The sequence below is a fragment of the Patescibacteria group bacterium genome (genome assembly GCA_028707065.1).
GTDB lineage: Bacteria > Patescibacteriota > Patescibacteriia > Patescibacteriales > WJLG01 > JAQTUZ01.
This window is the reverse complement of record JAQTUZ010000024.1, coordinates 1-15,118: the sequence shown is the minus strand read 5'-3', so window position 1 is coordinate 15,118 and position 15,118 is coordinate 1. Positions and strand designations below refer to the sequence as shown.

The 15,118-nt window shown below is 41.9% G+C and carries 21 protein-coding genes; all 21 read left to right on the top strand.

The features are described 5' to 3' along the window. Positions 1-347: 50S ribosomal protein L1 (locus tag PHE24_06270; protein ID MDD4902711.1), on the top strand; the 347-nt coding region annotated here is incomplete at its 5' end. A 129-nt stretch (positions 348-476) separates the two neighbouring features. Next, the gene (locus tag PHE24_06265) at positions 477-1,232 is read left to right on the top strand and encodes a hypothetical protein (protein ID MDD4902710.1); all 756 of its coding nucleotides are present in this window, start codon (positions 477-479) and stop codon (positions 1,230-1,232) included. Between the two features lie 107 nt (positions 1,233-1,339). Continuing rightward, complete coding sequence (locus PHE24_06260) at positions 1,340-1,903, top strand: deaminase (protein ID MDD4902709.1); 564 nt, start codon at positions 1,340-1,342, stop codon at positions 1,901-1,903. A 43-nt stretch (positions 1,904-1,946) separates the two neighbouring features. Next, positions 1,947-2,354 (top strand): NUDIX domain-containing protein, encoded by a 408-nt coding sequence (locus tag PHE24_06255; protein MDD4902708.1) that lies wholly within the window; start codon positions 1,947-1,949, stop codon positions 2,352-2,354. Positions 2,355-2,525: 171 nt separating this feature from the next. Further along, positions 2,526-3,155 carry a hypothetical protein gene (locus tag PHE24_06250; protein ID MDD4902707.1) on the top strand — a complete coding sequence of 210 codons (630 nt, stop codon included), beginning with the start codon at positions 2,526-2,528 and terminating at the stop codon, positions 3,153-3,155. Between the two features lie 99 nt (positions 3,156-3,254). After that, positions 3,255-4,247, top strand: coding sequence for a thymidylate synthase (gene thyA, locus PHE24_06245; GenBank protein MDD4902706.1), 993 nt, complete (start codon positions 3,255-3,257; stop codon positions 4,245-4,247). A gap of 73 nt (positions 4,248-4,320) precedes the next feature. Further along, entirely contained in the window at positions 4,321-4,884 is a 564-nt protein-coding gene (locus PHE24_06240) for a hypothetical protein (protein ID MDD4902705.1), read from the top strand. 9 nt (positions 4,885-4,893) lie between these two features. Beyond that, complete coding sequence (locus PHE24_06235) at positions 4,894-5,337, top strand: GNAT family N-acetyltransferase (protein MDD4902704.1); 444 nt, start codon at positions 4,894-4,896, stop codon at positions 5,335-5,337. 125 nt (positions 5,338-5,462) lie between these two features. Next, the gene (locus PHE24_06230) at positions 5,463-5,936 is read left to right on the top strand and encodes a dihydrofolate reductase (protein MDD4902703.1); all 474 of its coding nucleotides are present in this window, start codon (positions 5,463-5,465) and stop codon (positions 5,934-5,936) included. Between the two features lie 766 nt (positions 5,937-6,702). Further along, entirely contained in the window at positions 6,703-7,257 is a 555-nt protein-coding gene (locus PHE24_06225) for an AAA family ATPase (protein MDD4902702.1), read from the top strand. Positions 7,258-7,295: 38 nt separating this feature from the next. Further along, the gene (locus PHE24_06220) at positions 7,296-7,730 is read left to right on the top strand and encodes a hypothetical protein (GenBank protein ID MDD4902701.1); all 435 of its coding nucleotides are present in this window, start codon (positions 7,296-7,298) and stop codon (positions 7,728-7,730) included. 105 nt (positions 7,731-7,835) lie between these two features. Then, on the top strand, positions 7,836-8,165 hold the full coding sequence (locus tag PHE24_06215) for a nucleoside triphosphate pyrophosphohydrolase family protein (GenBank protein ID MDD4902700.1): 330 nt from the start codon (positions 7,836-7,838) through the stop codon (positions 8,163-8,165). Positions 8,166-8,205: 40 nt separating this feature from the next. Continuing rightward, positions 8,206-9,744: an Asp-tRNA(Asn)/Glu-tRNA(Gln) amidotransferase subunit GatB gene (gene gatB / locus PHE24_06210; GenBank protein ID MDD4902699.1), complete on the top strand. Its 1,539-nt coding sequence runs from the start codon at positions 8,206-8,208 to the stop codon at positions 9,742-9,744. Between the two features lie 120 nt (positions 9,745-9,864). Then, positions 9,865-10,422: a hypothetical protein gene (locus PHE24_06205; GenBank protein MDD4902698.1), complete on the top strand. Its 558-nt coding sequence runs from the start codon at positions 9,865-9,867 to the stop codon at positions 10,420-10,422. Between the two features lie 144 nt (positions 10,423-10,566). Beyond that, positions 10,567-11,370, top strand: coding sequence for a hypothetical protein (locus tag PHE24_06200; GenBank protein MDD4902697.1), 804 nt, complete (start codon positions 10,567-10,569; stop codon positions 11,368-11,370). Between the two features lie 57 nt (positions 11,371-11,427). Further along, positions 11,428-12,048 (top strand): hypothetical protein, encoded by a 621-nt coding sequence (locus tag PHE24_06195; GenBank protein MDD4902696.1) that lies wholly within the window; start codon positions 11,428-11,430, stop codon positions 12,046-12,048. Between the two features lie 194 nt (positions 12,049-12,242). Further along, on the top strand, positions 12,243-12,449 hold the full coding sequence (locus tag PHE24_06190) for a hypothetical protein (protein ID MDD4902695.1): 207 nt from the start codon (positions 12,243-12,245) through the stop codon (positions 12,447-12,449). A 279-nt stretch (positions 12,450-12,728) separates the two neighbouring features. Next, positions 12,729-13,214 (top strand): hypothetical protein, encoded by a 486-nt coding sequence (locus tag PHE24_06185; GenBank protein ID MDD4902694.1) that lies wholly within the window; start codon positions 12,729-12,731, stop codon positions 13,212-13,214. After that, a complete protein-coding gene (locus PHE24_06180; GenBank protein MDD4902693.1) occupies positions 13,214-13,963 on the top strand; it encodes a hypothetical protein in 750 nt (249 codons plus the stop codon). The genes PHE24_06185 and PHE24_06180 overlap by 1 nt, the downstream gene beginning before the upstream one ends. Next, entirely contained in the window at positions 13,953-14,543 is a 591-nt protein-coding gene (gene hisB, locus PHE24_06175; GenBank protein ID MDD4902692.1) for an imidazoleglycerol-phosphate dehydratase HisB, read from the top strand. Before PHE24_06180 ends, hisB begins: the two co-directional genes overlap by 11 nt. 4 nt (positions 14,544-14,547) lie before the next feature. Continuing rightward, the coding region (locus PHE24_06170) for an ATP-binding cassette domain-containing protein (GenBank protein MDD4902691.1) at positions 14,548-15,118 on the top strand (571 nt) is incomplete at its 3' end.

Here is a 15,118-nt window from a genome sequence, read left to right as displayed (position 1 = left end):
GGGCCATTGACGAACCGTCAGTGATGAGAAAATTGGGCGTGATCGCTAAAATTCTCGGCACGCGCGGCTTAATGCCTTCGCCGAAGAACGACACGGTTACTCCGGATCCGATCAAAGCGATCGCCGAATTCAAGAAAGGCAAATTAAGTTTCAAAAACGATGATACCGGCAACTTGCATATCACCATCGGCCGCAAATCCTTTACCGATGCCAAGCTGATCGAAAATTTCAACGCCTTGTTTGATATTGTCAAAAAAGCCAAACCGTCAAGCTCCAAAGGTATTTTCATCAAGAATGCCACCGTCTGCACTTCTATGGGGCCCGGCGTAAAGATCCAAATCGCATAATAGTTTTTTCTTAAAGCCCCGCGCCATTCTTTTGAAATGTTTCAAAAGAATGGCGCGGGGCTTTTTTGTTGTGTTTGTCTAAAACTGATTAATTTGATAAAATAAACATATAATTATAATGATAAAAATATGTCAGACAAAACCATCAATTTAGACGCAGCTGTTAAAATCGGCTGGCAAATAGTGACTAAAAATCTGCTTTTCTACGTCGGGATGATCTTGCTCTTATTTCTGATCAATTTCGGAGAAAGTTTCATCGAACAGTTTGCGCTCAACCAAGAAACAAACTTGTCCACTATCTTTACCTGGGTATTGTATGTTGCTTTTTTCATCATCAATATTCTCATCAGTTTGGGTTTTATCAAGATTGCTTTGGAATTCGCCAAGGGCAATAAGCCGAAATTCGCCGATCTGTTCTCCTGCGGCAATTTGATCGGCAAAAGTTTCGTGGCCGGATTATTGGTCGGCCTGATCACCATGGCCCCGGTTCTTATCCCGCTGATCGCCTTCGGCATCACCTTTTTCTTTCCCTCGAGCATGGCGCTTAACATCGTCCAAATAATCCTTGGACTTTTGGGGATCGCCGGAGCGGTGGTTTCGACCTATTTCGCCTTAAGATTCATGTTCACCCAATACTTTATCGTGGATAAGAATAGCGGCATCGTCGAATCGCTCGAGTTGAGCTCTAAGGCCACCCTGGGCGTAAAATGGCAATTGATACTTTTCGTCCTGATCTTAATGGGAATAATGATCTTGGGATTTATCGCGCTTTTCGTCGGAATATTGGTAGCAATTCCAATAACAATGGTCGCCTCTGCCGCGGTCTATCTGCAATTATCCGGACAGAACACCGCCGTGCCGCCGGTAAAAGCCGAGGCGAAATAATTTGTTTTTATCTGAAAATCTTGATAAAATAACAAGGGGATCTTTATGAGAGCCCCTTTTATTGCCCGACAGGTTACAAGGTAATTTATTGTTTTAATTTTAAATATATGACGGACTTCAAAAAAAATCCGCGAAAAAAAAGATTGAGCTGGGACGAGATGTTTATGAATCTGGCGATCATGCTTTCCAAACGCACGGCTTGCAAATTTCACGAAGCAGGCGCGGTTTGCGTCGATAAAAATCACCGCGTGGTTTCCACCGGATTCAATGGGCCGACCGAAGGCGATATCCATTGCATCGAAATCGGCTGCGCCAAGATCGATGGCGACCCGGCAACCAAAAAATTAAAACGCTGCCGCGGCGCCCATGCCGAAGTCAATGCGGTGGTCAATGCGCAAGATACCACCCGCCTAAGAGGCGCGACGATGTATTCGGTATTATTCCCCTGCTACGATTGCATGAAAGTGCTCAATAACGCCGGCATCAAAGAGATCGTCTATCTGCAAAAATATGAACGGCTCCAAACCGGAGGCGAAGCCAAAGAAGAAGAAACCGAATCCGCCGACTTGGCCAAAAGCCGCGGCATCAAAATGCGCAAATACGAGGGCCCGATCTTTTGCGACATCGACTGCACCAAAATCAATGAAAAATTAAAAATTATGCCGACGTAAAGTCGGCATCCCGAGCTCGCCTCGGGAAAAATTAAAAATTTTTATGTCAAAACTTCAGAAAGTTGGCACAAGCGCTTTTATCCATAGCGCTGGCAAAGTTTTGATGTTAAAAAGATCAAAAACCGAAAGTCCATTTCCGGAAAATTGGGAAATCCCGGGCGGCGGCGTTGAATTCGGCGAAGACACCGAAGACGCTTTAAAAAGAGAGGTTAAAGAAGAAACAGGATTAAAAATCAAAATTATACAGCCCTATACGACATTTTCGTACATTTGGAAAGGAGTGCATCGCATTGATATCCAATATCTTTGCCAACCGCTTAATAATAAAATCATTTTGAGCGATGAACATGATAAATATCTTTGGGCGACTAAAAATCAGGTCAAAAAACTTAAGATGACCGCAAAAATGCGAGCTGTAATTCTAAAGGGTTTTGAATTTATAAAACACTAATTTTGTCATCCTGAGCGCCGCGCGAAGGATCTGTTTTGCAGGAATGGAGAATTTATTTGATCAAAATTTTCTAGTGAGAAATTAAGGGCTTCTTGAAAAATAGATCCTTCGTCGTCAGCCACGGCGGCTTCCGACTCAGGATGACAAAAAAGATAATAATAATTATAGACTATGATACTAGGAATAAAAGAACTGCATAAACTCGTTAAGGAGATCAAACTGGTTGAAGGATTGTGCGACCGGGAAATGAATAATCCGGAGGGCGCGGGTTTTGATCTGCGCTTGGGCGAGGTTTACGAACTTGAAGGCGACGGATTCTTAGGCGTCGAAGAACGCCAAACTCCGGTTGCCAAACTCGTCGCTAAAGCAAACCACCCCCAAACCCCTCCTTCGAAAGGAGGGGGGCAAGCCGGAAAGTCCCCTCTCGAGAGGGGTGGCGCGGAGCGCCGGGGTGTGTTACCCGGCGATAACGAAGACGCTTTTATTTTCGCACCCGGCAAATATTACCTGATCAAGACCATGGAAAAAGTTAATCTGCCTACCAATCTTTCCGGCATTATTTTCCCCCGCACCACCATGTTCCGCTCCGGAATCGGGATGTTCAACGGCATCGTCCAGCCCGGCTATTCCGGCGAGTTGACTTTCGGCGTCTGCAATTTAGGCCAATCTAACATAAAAATATCCTTCGGCGCCCGCGTCGCCCATATCACCTTCCACGAAGTCTTAGGCTCCGGCAATCAATACAAAGGCCAGTGGCAAGGAGGCCGTGTTTCGGCGGATAAGAAAGAAACTCAAATATAAATTTTAGTTAATTAGTTAATTGGTTAATTAGTTGAATAATTTTCAACTAATTTATAAATTAACTATAAAACTAATTAACTAATTAACCAATTAACTAATATGCATCCCGAACAGCAATATCTCGACTTGATCAAAGACATTATGGCTAACGGCACAGACAAAGAGCTGTTCTTTACGCCCGAAGTTTTGGCTGAATACAAGAAAAAAGGCGAAGAGCCGCCTTATATCCGCTCGGTTTTCGGCCGGCAGATCCGGTTTGATCTTTCCCGGGGTTTCCCCTTGCTTACCACCAAAAAAGTTTTTGCCCGCGGAATTTTTGAAGAATTGATCTGGTTTTTGAGCGGCGATTCCAATATTAAATACTTAGCGGATCGCGACGTGCATATCTGGGATGAATGGGCTTGGAAAAAATATCATAAGTATTGTCTGACTAACGCCCCGAAAGACGATTTATCGCAAGCCGACTTTATCGCCAAAATAAAATCTTTGCCGGCTGATGACCCTTTTGTTAAAAAATGGGGCGACCTGATAACTATTTACGGCCGGATGTGGCGGCGCTGGCCGGCTTCCGACGGCCGGGAGATCGATCAGCTTGGCTGGTGCATTGAAGGCTTAAAAAATAAACCATTCCGTAAATCATACGTGGTCTCAGCTTGGAATCCGGATTTTATTTATACTATGGCCTCGGAAAAAAATAAAAACGAGGTTCCGCCGTTTTGTCACACGACCTATCAATTCGCTGTCACCCACGGCAACCGTCTCAACCTTGGACTTTATCAGCGAAGTGCCGATACTTTTTTGGGCGTACCCTTTAATATTGCCGGTTATGCCTTATTACTTTTGATGGTCGCCCAAGTTACCGGATTGGAACCGGGCGAATTCGTGCATACTTTTGGCGACGTTCATCTTTATTCCAACCATTTCAAGCAAGCCAAGCTGCAGCTTTCCCGCGACCCAAAACCATTGCCGAAAATTAAACTTAATCCGGCCATAAAAAATATCGACGACTTCAAATATGAAGACATTGAAATAATTGATTATAATCCTCATCCGGCGATCAAGGCGGAAATCGCCAACATCGGGGGATTTTAAATCAGCTCGGAGAGCAGAGAGCAGAAAAAAGAGATTTCAAATTTATTTTTTTGTTTCCCGGGAAAGAAATATCATGCAACTTGATGCAAAAATAGAGGAAAAAATTAAAGAGGAAATGATCAGGCTGACTTCGGTCGGCCGGACAAATTGGGATACCCGGCATACTTTGTGCGCGGTGAAATGGATGAAAAAATTGATTGCGGCCGAAGGTGGCGATGAGCGAATTTTAATTCCTGCCATCTATTTTCATGATACCGGCTATGAAAATCTAGGCAAATCCTATGGTTTAGATGAAGTGATGGATGCTAAAAAAGGACATGCCGAACAAGGCGCGGGAAACGCTTTGAATTTTCTCTCCGGCCTGAAATATTTCACCCCGGAAGAATTAAAAAGAATTTGCTATTTAATCGCCAACCACGATAAACACAAAAATATTACCGAACCCGATCGCCAATTAATTTTGGAAGCTGACGGGTTGGGGCAAATCGACTGGGAAAATTGTCCGCCAAGTTTTGATAAAAAAAATCGCTTAAGATTTATCAATGAAATTTTACCTCGCGACCGAATTCCTTTTATTAAAACAACTGCGGGGAAAAGATACTTCAACGAACTTTTAGAGAAGGCCAAAAAATTATAAAAAATAATTATGCTTAAAATCAGAAAGGCAAAGATCAGCGACAGCGACAAAATTCTTAAAATTTTGCGCCAGACGCCGGAACTGCAAGGCTCCCGGCATCACGTTGACGCGGAATATACCAAAAATTATGTAACCGATTGCATCCGCGACACGCGGGAAAATTGTGTTTTAGTTGCTGTTGACGGCAAGGAGATTATCGGCGTAATAACCTTGGAAATATATTTGAAGAAAAAATTTTCGCATCTTACTGATATCGCTATTGTCTCGGGTTATAGGCGTAAAGGGATCGGTGGCCAGCTTTATCAAGCTTGCGAAAAAATATTAAAGAAGAAAAAAATCAATGCGGTTGCCGGTATTACTCAAGCTGATAATAAAATAATGCGTAGTTTCTGCGCCAAGCACCAGCTCGACATGGGCAAGGAAATGTATTATTTTGAGAAAAAATTAAAATAGATAATTAACTAGTCAATTAGTTGATTAGTCAATCAGTTGTAAGGTTAACCATTAAAATCATTATAATGGTTTATATGATTCGAGCAGTAAACTAATTAACTAATATACTAATTAACCAATCACTAATGATTTCCATGATCTGCGCTGTCGGGCGCAACCGAGAGATCGGCTTTAAGAACAGATTGCTTTGGGATTTGAAAGGCGATATGAAGCATTTTGTCGAAACCACGCGCGGCAAAACCGTGATTATGGGCGAGACGACCTATCATTCGCTTTTCATCAAGCCATTGCCGGGTCGAAGAAATATTGTTTTGACTTTGGATAAAAATTTGCAAGCTCCGGGCTGCGAGATTTCTTTTGACCTTAAGGCGATCGCGGAAAAATATAAAAACACCCCGGAAGAGGTGTTTATTATCGGCGGCGCGTCGATCTACAAGCAATTTTTGCCTTATGCCGATAAACTATATCTAACTTTAGTTGATGACGCGCCGGAAGCCGATACTTTTTTCCCTGACTATTCCGAATTCAAAATCATTTCAGATGGTGAGTTAAAAGAAGAAAACGGGATTAAATTTAAATTTGCCGAACTTAAAAAATAGATATCCAAAAAAAGTTACCCCGCCCAAGCTTGTTAAAAAATTTTCTTCAAAAATTAGTATTATAATGAAATAGTTTTGCTTAAATTTAAAAAGCTGGGCGGGGTTATGCGATCCGCCACTCGGCGTCTCCCGCACCTTTTGAATATTGCGTTTTTACTGGATTTTTAGGTGACGATAATTTTATGCTTTTTAAAAAAATATTCTTCTCAAAAGGTGCGGGATAGCCTCTGGCGGCTTGCGCATAAAAAAAGGGGTGGAGAAATACGATGATCGTATTCCCCACCCCCTTGTGTAAGCACGAGCGTGTAGTGCTTCTTCGTCCCGCGCGATCTCGGTCCATTCCCTAAGAATGGCTAATGGTGGCATTCCAGCTACCCTCGAGATGCCTTCCGCAACGAATTAGCTTACGCAACTCCTTGAGAGTTGTGAAGCAAAAATCGTGCGGTATAGCACTGGTGCGACGCTACGTGCATTACGAGCGGACGATGATGGTTAGAACATTTGGTTGTCCTTTCCGGTGTCCGCTCAAAATGGATCCGCGACGAGCTCCCTGATTGTTTTGCAGGCCTTGAAGACGGCTTGCAAGCAATCAGGGTTCCGCCAAAGGCGGATGTCGTCACGGCGCGTTTGCCAGTTTTTGTTGTAAATTCATTTTGCTGTGTTTGACACTGGCCAACTTAAGAAAAGTTCAATCTGTAATCGTAGTCTAATAGTATCACAATTAAAACTAATTGTCAATACCTAGCGGAAATAATTATCAATAATTATGAAAAATAAGCTAATATTATCTGTTGTAGGGATGGCTGGTTCAGGCAAAAGCGAGGTGGTAAAATATCTGGTCAAGAAATTAAATTGGCCGGTGGTTTATCTTGGCGCAATTACTTTCGAATGGATGAAAAAAAGAAAAATTCCAGTCAATTATGCCAATGAGAAAAAAGCCCGCGAACAGATCCGCCGCGAAAACGGCGGGATGGGCGCTTATGCGAAATTATCCTTGCCGAAAATCACCGCGCTCTTGAAAAAAAATCAGGGTGTGATAGTTGAAAGCTTATACAGCTGGTCGGAGTATAAAATATTCAAAGAAAAATTCGGCGATAAATTCAAAGTCGTTGCCGCTATCGCCTCCCCCGCCATCCGCTTCAAGCGGCTAAAAGCCAGAAAGAACGAGCGGCCGATGAAGAATTTTGCCGAATTCAAGACCCGCGATTATTCGGAAATAGAAAATATCGAAAAAGGCGGCCCGATCGCCATGGCTGATTACCCGGTTATTAACGAAAGCAGCTTGAAAGACTTGCAAAAAAAAATAGATGCGGTAATATAATTAAACTTCATCACTCGCCCTTTTATTAAGGAGAAAAAATGGAACATCTTACCGCCAGCCAGCGCCCAAAATTCTTGATTTTCGGCTTTATTTTTTTGATTGTTTGGTTGTCTAGCGCCGCGATTTTCTGGCATTATTTTGTGGAAAAAATGCCTTTAGCTAAGATTGGCTACGATAAAATAGCCCTGGTTGCTATCGGCGCGGTCATTATGACCGGAATGATGTTGAAAAACAAATTTCTCCGCCCGAGATTCAAAAAACAATCACCAGCGATCAGGTTGTGGCAGCTATCCGTCTGGGTTGCGGCGTTAATTTTGACTATGCTTTTCGGATCTTTGCTGATGCATTTTTTCCTAATGAAAGGCCCGATTATCATGGTCTTTAATGAGTTGGTCACTTTCGTTTGCCTGGGTATTTATATCATTTTGGCCGAAACAATTATTATTCCCGCTGTCAAAACCGCACATAAATAAGTGCGGTTTTTTAATATTCCGGCGATAAAAATTATCAAATCTTCGCTTGATTTTTACCCCGCCAAGAGTTAAAATTAGATATAACCTATTTAATCGAAAGCCTTTATGACTTTTCAAGAATACCAGGAAAAATCACGCCAGACCGCCATTTATCCTAATCTCGGCAATAATTATATTTATCCAGTCCTGGGATTATGCGGCGAAAGCGGCGAGGTTGCCGAAATCTTCAAAAAAATTGTCCGCGATAAGAGCAGTTTAATTTCACCCCAAGACAAAACGGCGATTGCCATCGAACTCGGCGACACGCTCTGGTATCTTTCCCAAATCACTGCCGAACTTGGAATGTCGCTTGAAGAAATAGCTCAAAATAATATTGCAAAGATCAGGGACCGAAAGACTAGAAACGTGTTGCACGGCGAGGGCGGAAATCGATAGTTATTTTTAACTTTTCACTTTTAACTTTTAACTTATCTATATGGACTACGATGTGATAATCGGCATGGAGATCCACGCCGAGCTCAAAACCAAATCAAAAATGTTCTGCCGCTGCGATAATAATGCCAGGGGCGCGGAACCGAATACCAAAACCTGCCCGATCTGCCTGGGGCACCCCGGCACGCTTCCCTACCCCAACCAGCAAGCGATCGAATGGACGATCCTTCTTGGTCTTGGTTTGCATTGCAAGATCAATGAGCTTTCCAAATTCGACCGCAAGAATTATTTTTATCCCGATCTTCCCAAGGGCTATCAGATCTCGCAATTCGAATTGCCTTTCTGCTATGACGGCCATCTGAATATTGACGGGGAAAATATCGCCATTACGCGCATTCATCTCGAAGAAGATACGGGCAAATCAATGCATCTGGCCGGCAAGGATTATTCCTTGGTCGATTTGAACCGCGCCGGCACGCCGTTGGTCGAATTAGTTACCGAGCCGGTCATCCATACCGCGGAAATGGCCAAAAAATTCTGCCAGCGCTACCAGCAGGTTTTGCGCTATCTTGATGTTTCCTCGGCCGATATGGAACAGGGCGAAATGCGCTGCGAGGCCAATATTTCCCTTCAGGAAAAAGGCAAATGGGTTTATGAAGACGGCTTGATCAAACCGGTCGGCGATTACAAGTTAAATCCCAAAATTGAAATAAAAAATATCAATTCTTTCCGCGCCGTCGAAAAAGCCATCTTGTATGAAATTGAACGCCAGAAAAAAGTTCTAAGTTCCCCTCCTTCCGAAGGAGGGGCTAGGGGTGGTTCTGGGGAAGGTCTGCGCCAAGAAACCCGCGGCTGGGACGAAAATTCCGGCAAGACCGTCCATCAGCGCTTCAAGGAAACTTCGGCCGATTATCGCTACTTCCCCGAACCGGATATTCCCCCGCTGAAATTCACCAGCGCGATGATCGATGAGATAAAAGCCAAGCTGATCGAATTGCCGAGCGAAAAAAAGGTTCGCCTGATGAGCGAATACGGCTTTGACGGCACCACAGCCGAAATTTTGATTTCCGATAAGCCTTTGGCTGATTATGCCGAGCATGTCGTTTCCGAACTTGAAGAATGGATTGATTCCACCGGCGATACCTGGGAACGGCAGAAAAATAAATTATCCAAATTGACTTCCAACTGGCTGATTTCTGAATTGTTCAAGCACTTGAACGCCAATAACCAGACCATCCGCGATATTAAGATCACTGCGGAAAACTTTGCCGAGCTGATGACCTTAGTCTATCAAGACAAGATAAATTCTTCTGCCGCGCAAACAATCTTAGGCGTAATGTATGAGAAAGGCGGCGACCCGACCAATATTATGGACGATCTCGGCCTCCAGCAGATGGACGACACAGTTATGCTTGAAGCCGTCGTCAATTCCGTCCTCGCGGCCAACCCCGACCAGGTCGCCCAATACAAAGCCGGCAAGACCACGGTCGCCCAGTTTTTAGTTGGCAAGGTTATGGCGGAAACCAAGGGAAAGGCCAACCCGAAAAAGGTGCAGGAAATAGTGGCTCGGTTGATTAGTTAATTAGTCAATCAGGTACTTAGTGTCTAACATCCTTTTTTATTTCGTCATTCCCGTGCAGGCGGGAATCCAGCTTTTTCAATTTTAAATTACTAATTATTTAATTTTAAAATTTAATCTCTTATGAAAATATACGGCATAACAAAAGGTCAGCTTATCACCCTTTGGGTATTTGGAATAATTTTCTGGCTTTTTGACATATCCCCTGCACTTGAATCCTATTCGCAATTTGATATTCCAGTAGTTTTGTTATTTTTAATACCCGCTATACTAATTTTTTATACATTTGGCTGGAAAAAGCATAATTTAATTTTGAAAGGAAGTTTTAAAAGTCAGCCCAAAAAGTATCCGGTATACGAGGAAATTTTAAACATGGGAGAAAATGAGGCGCGAAAATTTATAATAGAGCGAAAAGTGGCTGACTTGGAATCTCTACTTGAAGAAATGATAAGCCATGAAGAAAAAAACCCGTCTTTCACAAAAACCGACAAAGAAAAATTGAAACCTGCAGCGCAAGCGATGCTTAACGTGTTTAATAGAAAAAAATCAAAAGAACTAGTCGAATTATTTAATAAAGTTGATAAAACACTTGAAAATTATAGCGAAGAACCACCCGACCTAATTGGTGACGCAATTTTTGCAAAATTTGCAACCGATTTTGTCCGGCCCCATAAAAAATAAAATAATTACAAATTAGAAAATAAATAATTCTATTTTTGACCCCACAACAGTCTCGCGATTAGCGGACTCTAACTGGATTGCCAGTCATTCCATCGCAGTCCGAGGCGAGACCGTGACGGAACTAACGTTATAGAATAAGGTTGTATGGAGGAACAAACACAAACAACTAAAACTATTATGATAGATAAACAGCACGCTGTTGAAGAGATTATGGCAGACCTCGCTGTTTATCAAGACCCGCAAATGCTTTTAGAAAAGTATTCGCGCCTTATCAATGTTTCACGAGTAGATAGGAAAATAATAAAAAGGTATATAGAATTATTTTCTAATGTTAGGTATTTTTGGCAAAAAACACTGAAATATGTATTATATTTCGAAGAATTTTATCCATCCACTGAAAAGATAGAAAAATTTGAAGCGCTCAATCATCATATTCACGCATATCTTCAAGACATGACCATACTTAAAAATAAAATTAAAGTTTTGCTTGACAAGATAAAAAATGATATTAAAAAGATAGCAACCAATAAAAATGAGATAAATATTTTTTTTAAAGCAGGGGTAGATAAGACGGAGGAAGTATTTACAGAGGTATCAAAAAACCGTAATCCCCACCACCATCAAGGGATGAGATTTTTTGACGGGGATCTGCTTAAGGCGGAAAATGCACATGAAGCTTTGAAAATATTTTTAAATCCCGCATTTAATGCAATTTTGAACCAAGAACGCAAGCCAGAGCTTTTAGCGAAATTTGAAAAAAGAAAAGAGGAGTCTTTTGAAGCTGGGCGTAAACATTGGATAGAGATGGCTCGAGGTAACAATGAGCAAATATCGGGTTATTTGGATACGTTATTTAAATGGATTCGTCCAAGTTTATATAAATTTCTAAATATTAAGCCAATCAAAGAAATTTTGGCTCCGGCAGAGTCTTCTAAAAGGGGCTCTTGAACTAACCGCGTCAGCGTCACCTAACGAGAGACTCTGACGGTGCCAAACAACAACATCATGAAAACAAACAAATCATTAAATTTAAAAAATTTCGGCCCACTTATCGATGTGATGATTGCAAAATTAGAGGACGGTCAATTTCGTTTTTCCAATCATTCTTCTTATCCTCTAACCACAGCATGCCTTCGTGAATTTTCCGCGCCAGATTATTCTGAAAGATTAATGTCTGATTATGGCATACCCTCTCCGAATAACAACAAAGACGTTCAAAAAGATTATTTTGAAGAAATTCTGCTAATTGAAAAACTGTTAGAAGAATATAAAGTTCCGACTGAATTAACAAATTGGCAAAAAGGTACAACAATCAAGGGGATAGAAAATATGTACAAAAACTTAAATCGTAAAAATCTAGCAACACAAATTTGGGAATGGTATGCAATTCCTTGGAGACACAAAAATAATTTAGTCTATTTTATTTGGCAGTCCAACGATGTTTTAGGCACGCCCATTATTTACGGTTATCCAATTAATTATTTTTTAAAGATATTGTCTGAAAAATTTGAAAATCATATAACAAATAACATAAGCGCGTGGAAACAATTAAATTTTTGGAAAAATACAGGGGTTATACTTATAATAGTTGCCGCTATCTATGTTTTGTTAAGACTTATTAGATAATTTCCCAGGAAGTGCCTTAGTGGCGTAGCCCCGCGGCACCCGTAGCTGCATAAACTGCGCAAGAAATAAAGAGGATACTTGAAGATAATGACTCCCAATTTAAAACTTTATATAAGGATAACGAAAAAAATATTGCGGGAATTATTTTTGATAAGTTAGAAAAATTAATTAATAAAAAAATTGACTTAAAAATTATGTTAAAAAAATCTACAGAGGAAAAAGAGATTTCGTTGGAGCAGAAACAAGAGAAGGAGCTAGCGAAGTCTTTAGCAAACTTATCACCGAATTTGAAAAAAATAATGGAGGAATCGATGAAGGACGGAATAACGGGGTTCGGGTTTATGACGGGATCAACGGAAATGGCACGGGGATGGAGCAAGGGAACATTTAAGCGCCATTAAAAATCGGGGAAGAGTCGGTTAATTTTTGGCTCCGGCAGAGTCTCCTAAAAGGGACTCTGCCGCAAAATGACGCCAACAATCCCTTTTCTTTGTCATCCTGAGCCCCTGGCGAAGGATCTATCTTGCAGGAACTTAAAATTTGCTAAGCCAAAATTTTTATCGATTAATTTCTATAATTTTTTTCTAATTCTTAAGGACAAGTAAATAACGTCTCGGATAATAGATCCTTCGCGCGGCGCTCAGGATGACAAAAAAATTTAAAATTAAAATAATAAAACTATGGACAACCAAACAATCAAGCCGACCGGCTGCTGCGAGCCGTTCAATCCCGAGCCATGGCAGGATAAGGAAATTACCTGGCAGAACAAAATTTTCGTCAAAGACCATGTCACCAGCTTTTTGCACATTCCCCTTAACTTCGGGGCAAAGGTAGTCAAAAATTTAACTTTGATCGAAAAGGCCGGCGCCAAAGCTCCGCACCAATTAATGCTCACCGATGAAAAATCACTCTGGGGCGCGGATATTTATATCGATGTTGCCAAGGATGTCACGGGCGCGCAAATGGCCGCGCTTTCAGGCACTTTTCTCACCAAAGTTTTCGAGGGGCCGTATCAGAATGCCGGCAAATGGGCCAAAGAAATGGAAGGATATGTCAAAAGCAAGGGCAAAGAAATAAAAAAATTATATTTCTCTTATACCACTTGTCCGAAATGCGCCAAGGCCTATGGAAAAAATTACGTAGTGCTCTTTGCCCAAATAAATTAATGATGAAAAATAAAGAACCTAAAAAAACCAATGGACCAGTCGGTTTCAGCACCGGATGCCTGTATCGCTCAAAAATGCCGATGAGCGAAATAGCCGAACTATATCATTCTTGCGGCGCCAACGCCATTGAATTAAGTTTCGCGACGCCGGCGGAATTTTTTAATACTGAGATAACCAAGGAACTGATAAGCGCCGCGAAGAAATTCGATTTTATCTCGATCCATGCCCCGTGGAAAGAAATAAATTATTCTGTCAGCCCGGAAACGGAAAAAATCATTGAAAAACTCAAAACAATCCGCGCCAAGCTACCGATCAAGGGAATAGTTCTTCATCCGCATCTTATCGACGATTTTGAAATCTTAAAGCGATCCGGACTCCCCTTTTTACTGGAAAATACTGATAAGCGGAAAAAATTCGGAATATGCCCGGAAGATTTTGAAGAATTGAAAAAAAAGTGCGATTTTGGTTTTGTTTTGGATCTGCAGCATGCTTTTGAGCATGATCCGACTATGGAACTGGCTAAAAAATTCATCGAAACAATGGGAGTCCGGCTGAATCATTTGCATGTCAGCGGTGAAAGCCAAGGCGAAATTCATGTTCCAGCACATCTTGCCCGCAACCGCGAAGCTATCGTTCAAATGCTTGAATTAAAATTACCGCAACCAAAAATTCTGGAAGGAATCATGATTAACGACATTGAAAATACCATCAGTAAAGAGTTAAATTTTATCAATAACTATGAAAAGTAAAACTATTTATCTTTTACGCAAAACCAAAGAGACTAAAATTGAAATTTGGCTGGCTTTGCGCGGCAAAGGCAAAACTGAAATCAAAACGGGACTGGGGATGTTCGACCATCTTTTAACGCTTTTGGCTTATAACGCGCTATTGGATCTGAAAATCAAAGCTAAGGGCGATTTGGAAGTCGATGAACACCATTTAATCGAGGATGTTGGCATAACCCTTGGATTGGCCATCAAAAAAGCTCTGGGAGATAAAAAAGGATTGGAACGCTATGGCTTCACTTTGCCGATGGACGAAACCCTGGCCGAAGCAGCGATAGATTTGAGCGGCCGGCCATTTTTGGTTTGGAACGCGAAATTCAAGCGCGAAAAGATCGGCGAACTGCCGACTGAAGTCTTGGAAGAATTTTTCCGCGCGCTGGCTAATAATCTTGGCTGCAATATCCATATCAATTTGCGCTACGGAAAAAACGAGCACCACCGGGCCGAAGCGATCTTCAAAGCTTTTGGCCGCGCCCTGCGCGCCGCAATCGAAAAAAATCCGAGCTTAAAAGGATTTATTCCTTCAACCAAAGGAAAAATATAAGGCAATGCCCATACTCCTTCAAGCCACGAATTTGAGCAAAACATATTCAGGCCAGAAAATTTTCTCTGGCCTGACTTTTGCTGTACAGTCGCGGCAGAAGATCGGCGTCGTCGGCCGCAACGGCGCGGGCAAATCAACGCTGTTTCGGATTTTGACCGGCGAAGAAGAAGCGGATGAAGGAAAAATAATCATCGGCACCGAAGCGCGGATCGGCTACTTGAAACAAGAAGATGATTTTAATGAAACTGAAAGCGCGCTGGAATACCTGAAACGCTCGTGCGAGCAAGAAGTTTGGACGATCAGAAAATTGGCTTCGAAATTTCAGCTGGACGAAGAAAAACTTAATCAGAAAGCAAAAGGCTTGTCCGGCGGCTGGCGGATGCGCCTGAAAATAACGGCGATGCTTTTGGCTAACCCGAATTTATTTCTTTTAGACGAGCCGACCAACTATCTGGACTTAAGCACTTTATTGCTCTTGCAGAATTATCTGCAATCCTATAAAGGCAGCTTTTTGATAATTTCCCATGACCGTGAATTCTTGAAAAAAACCTGCGAAGAAACTTTGGATATCTCCC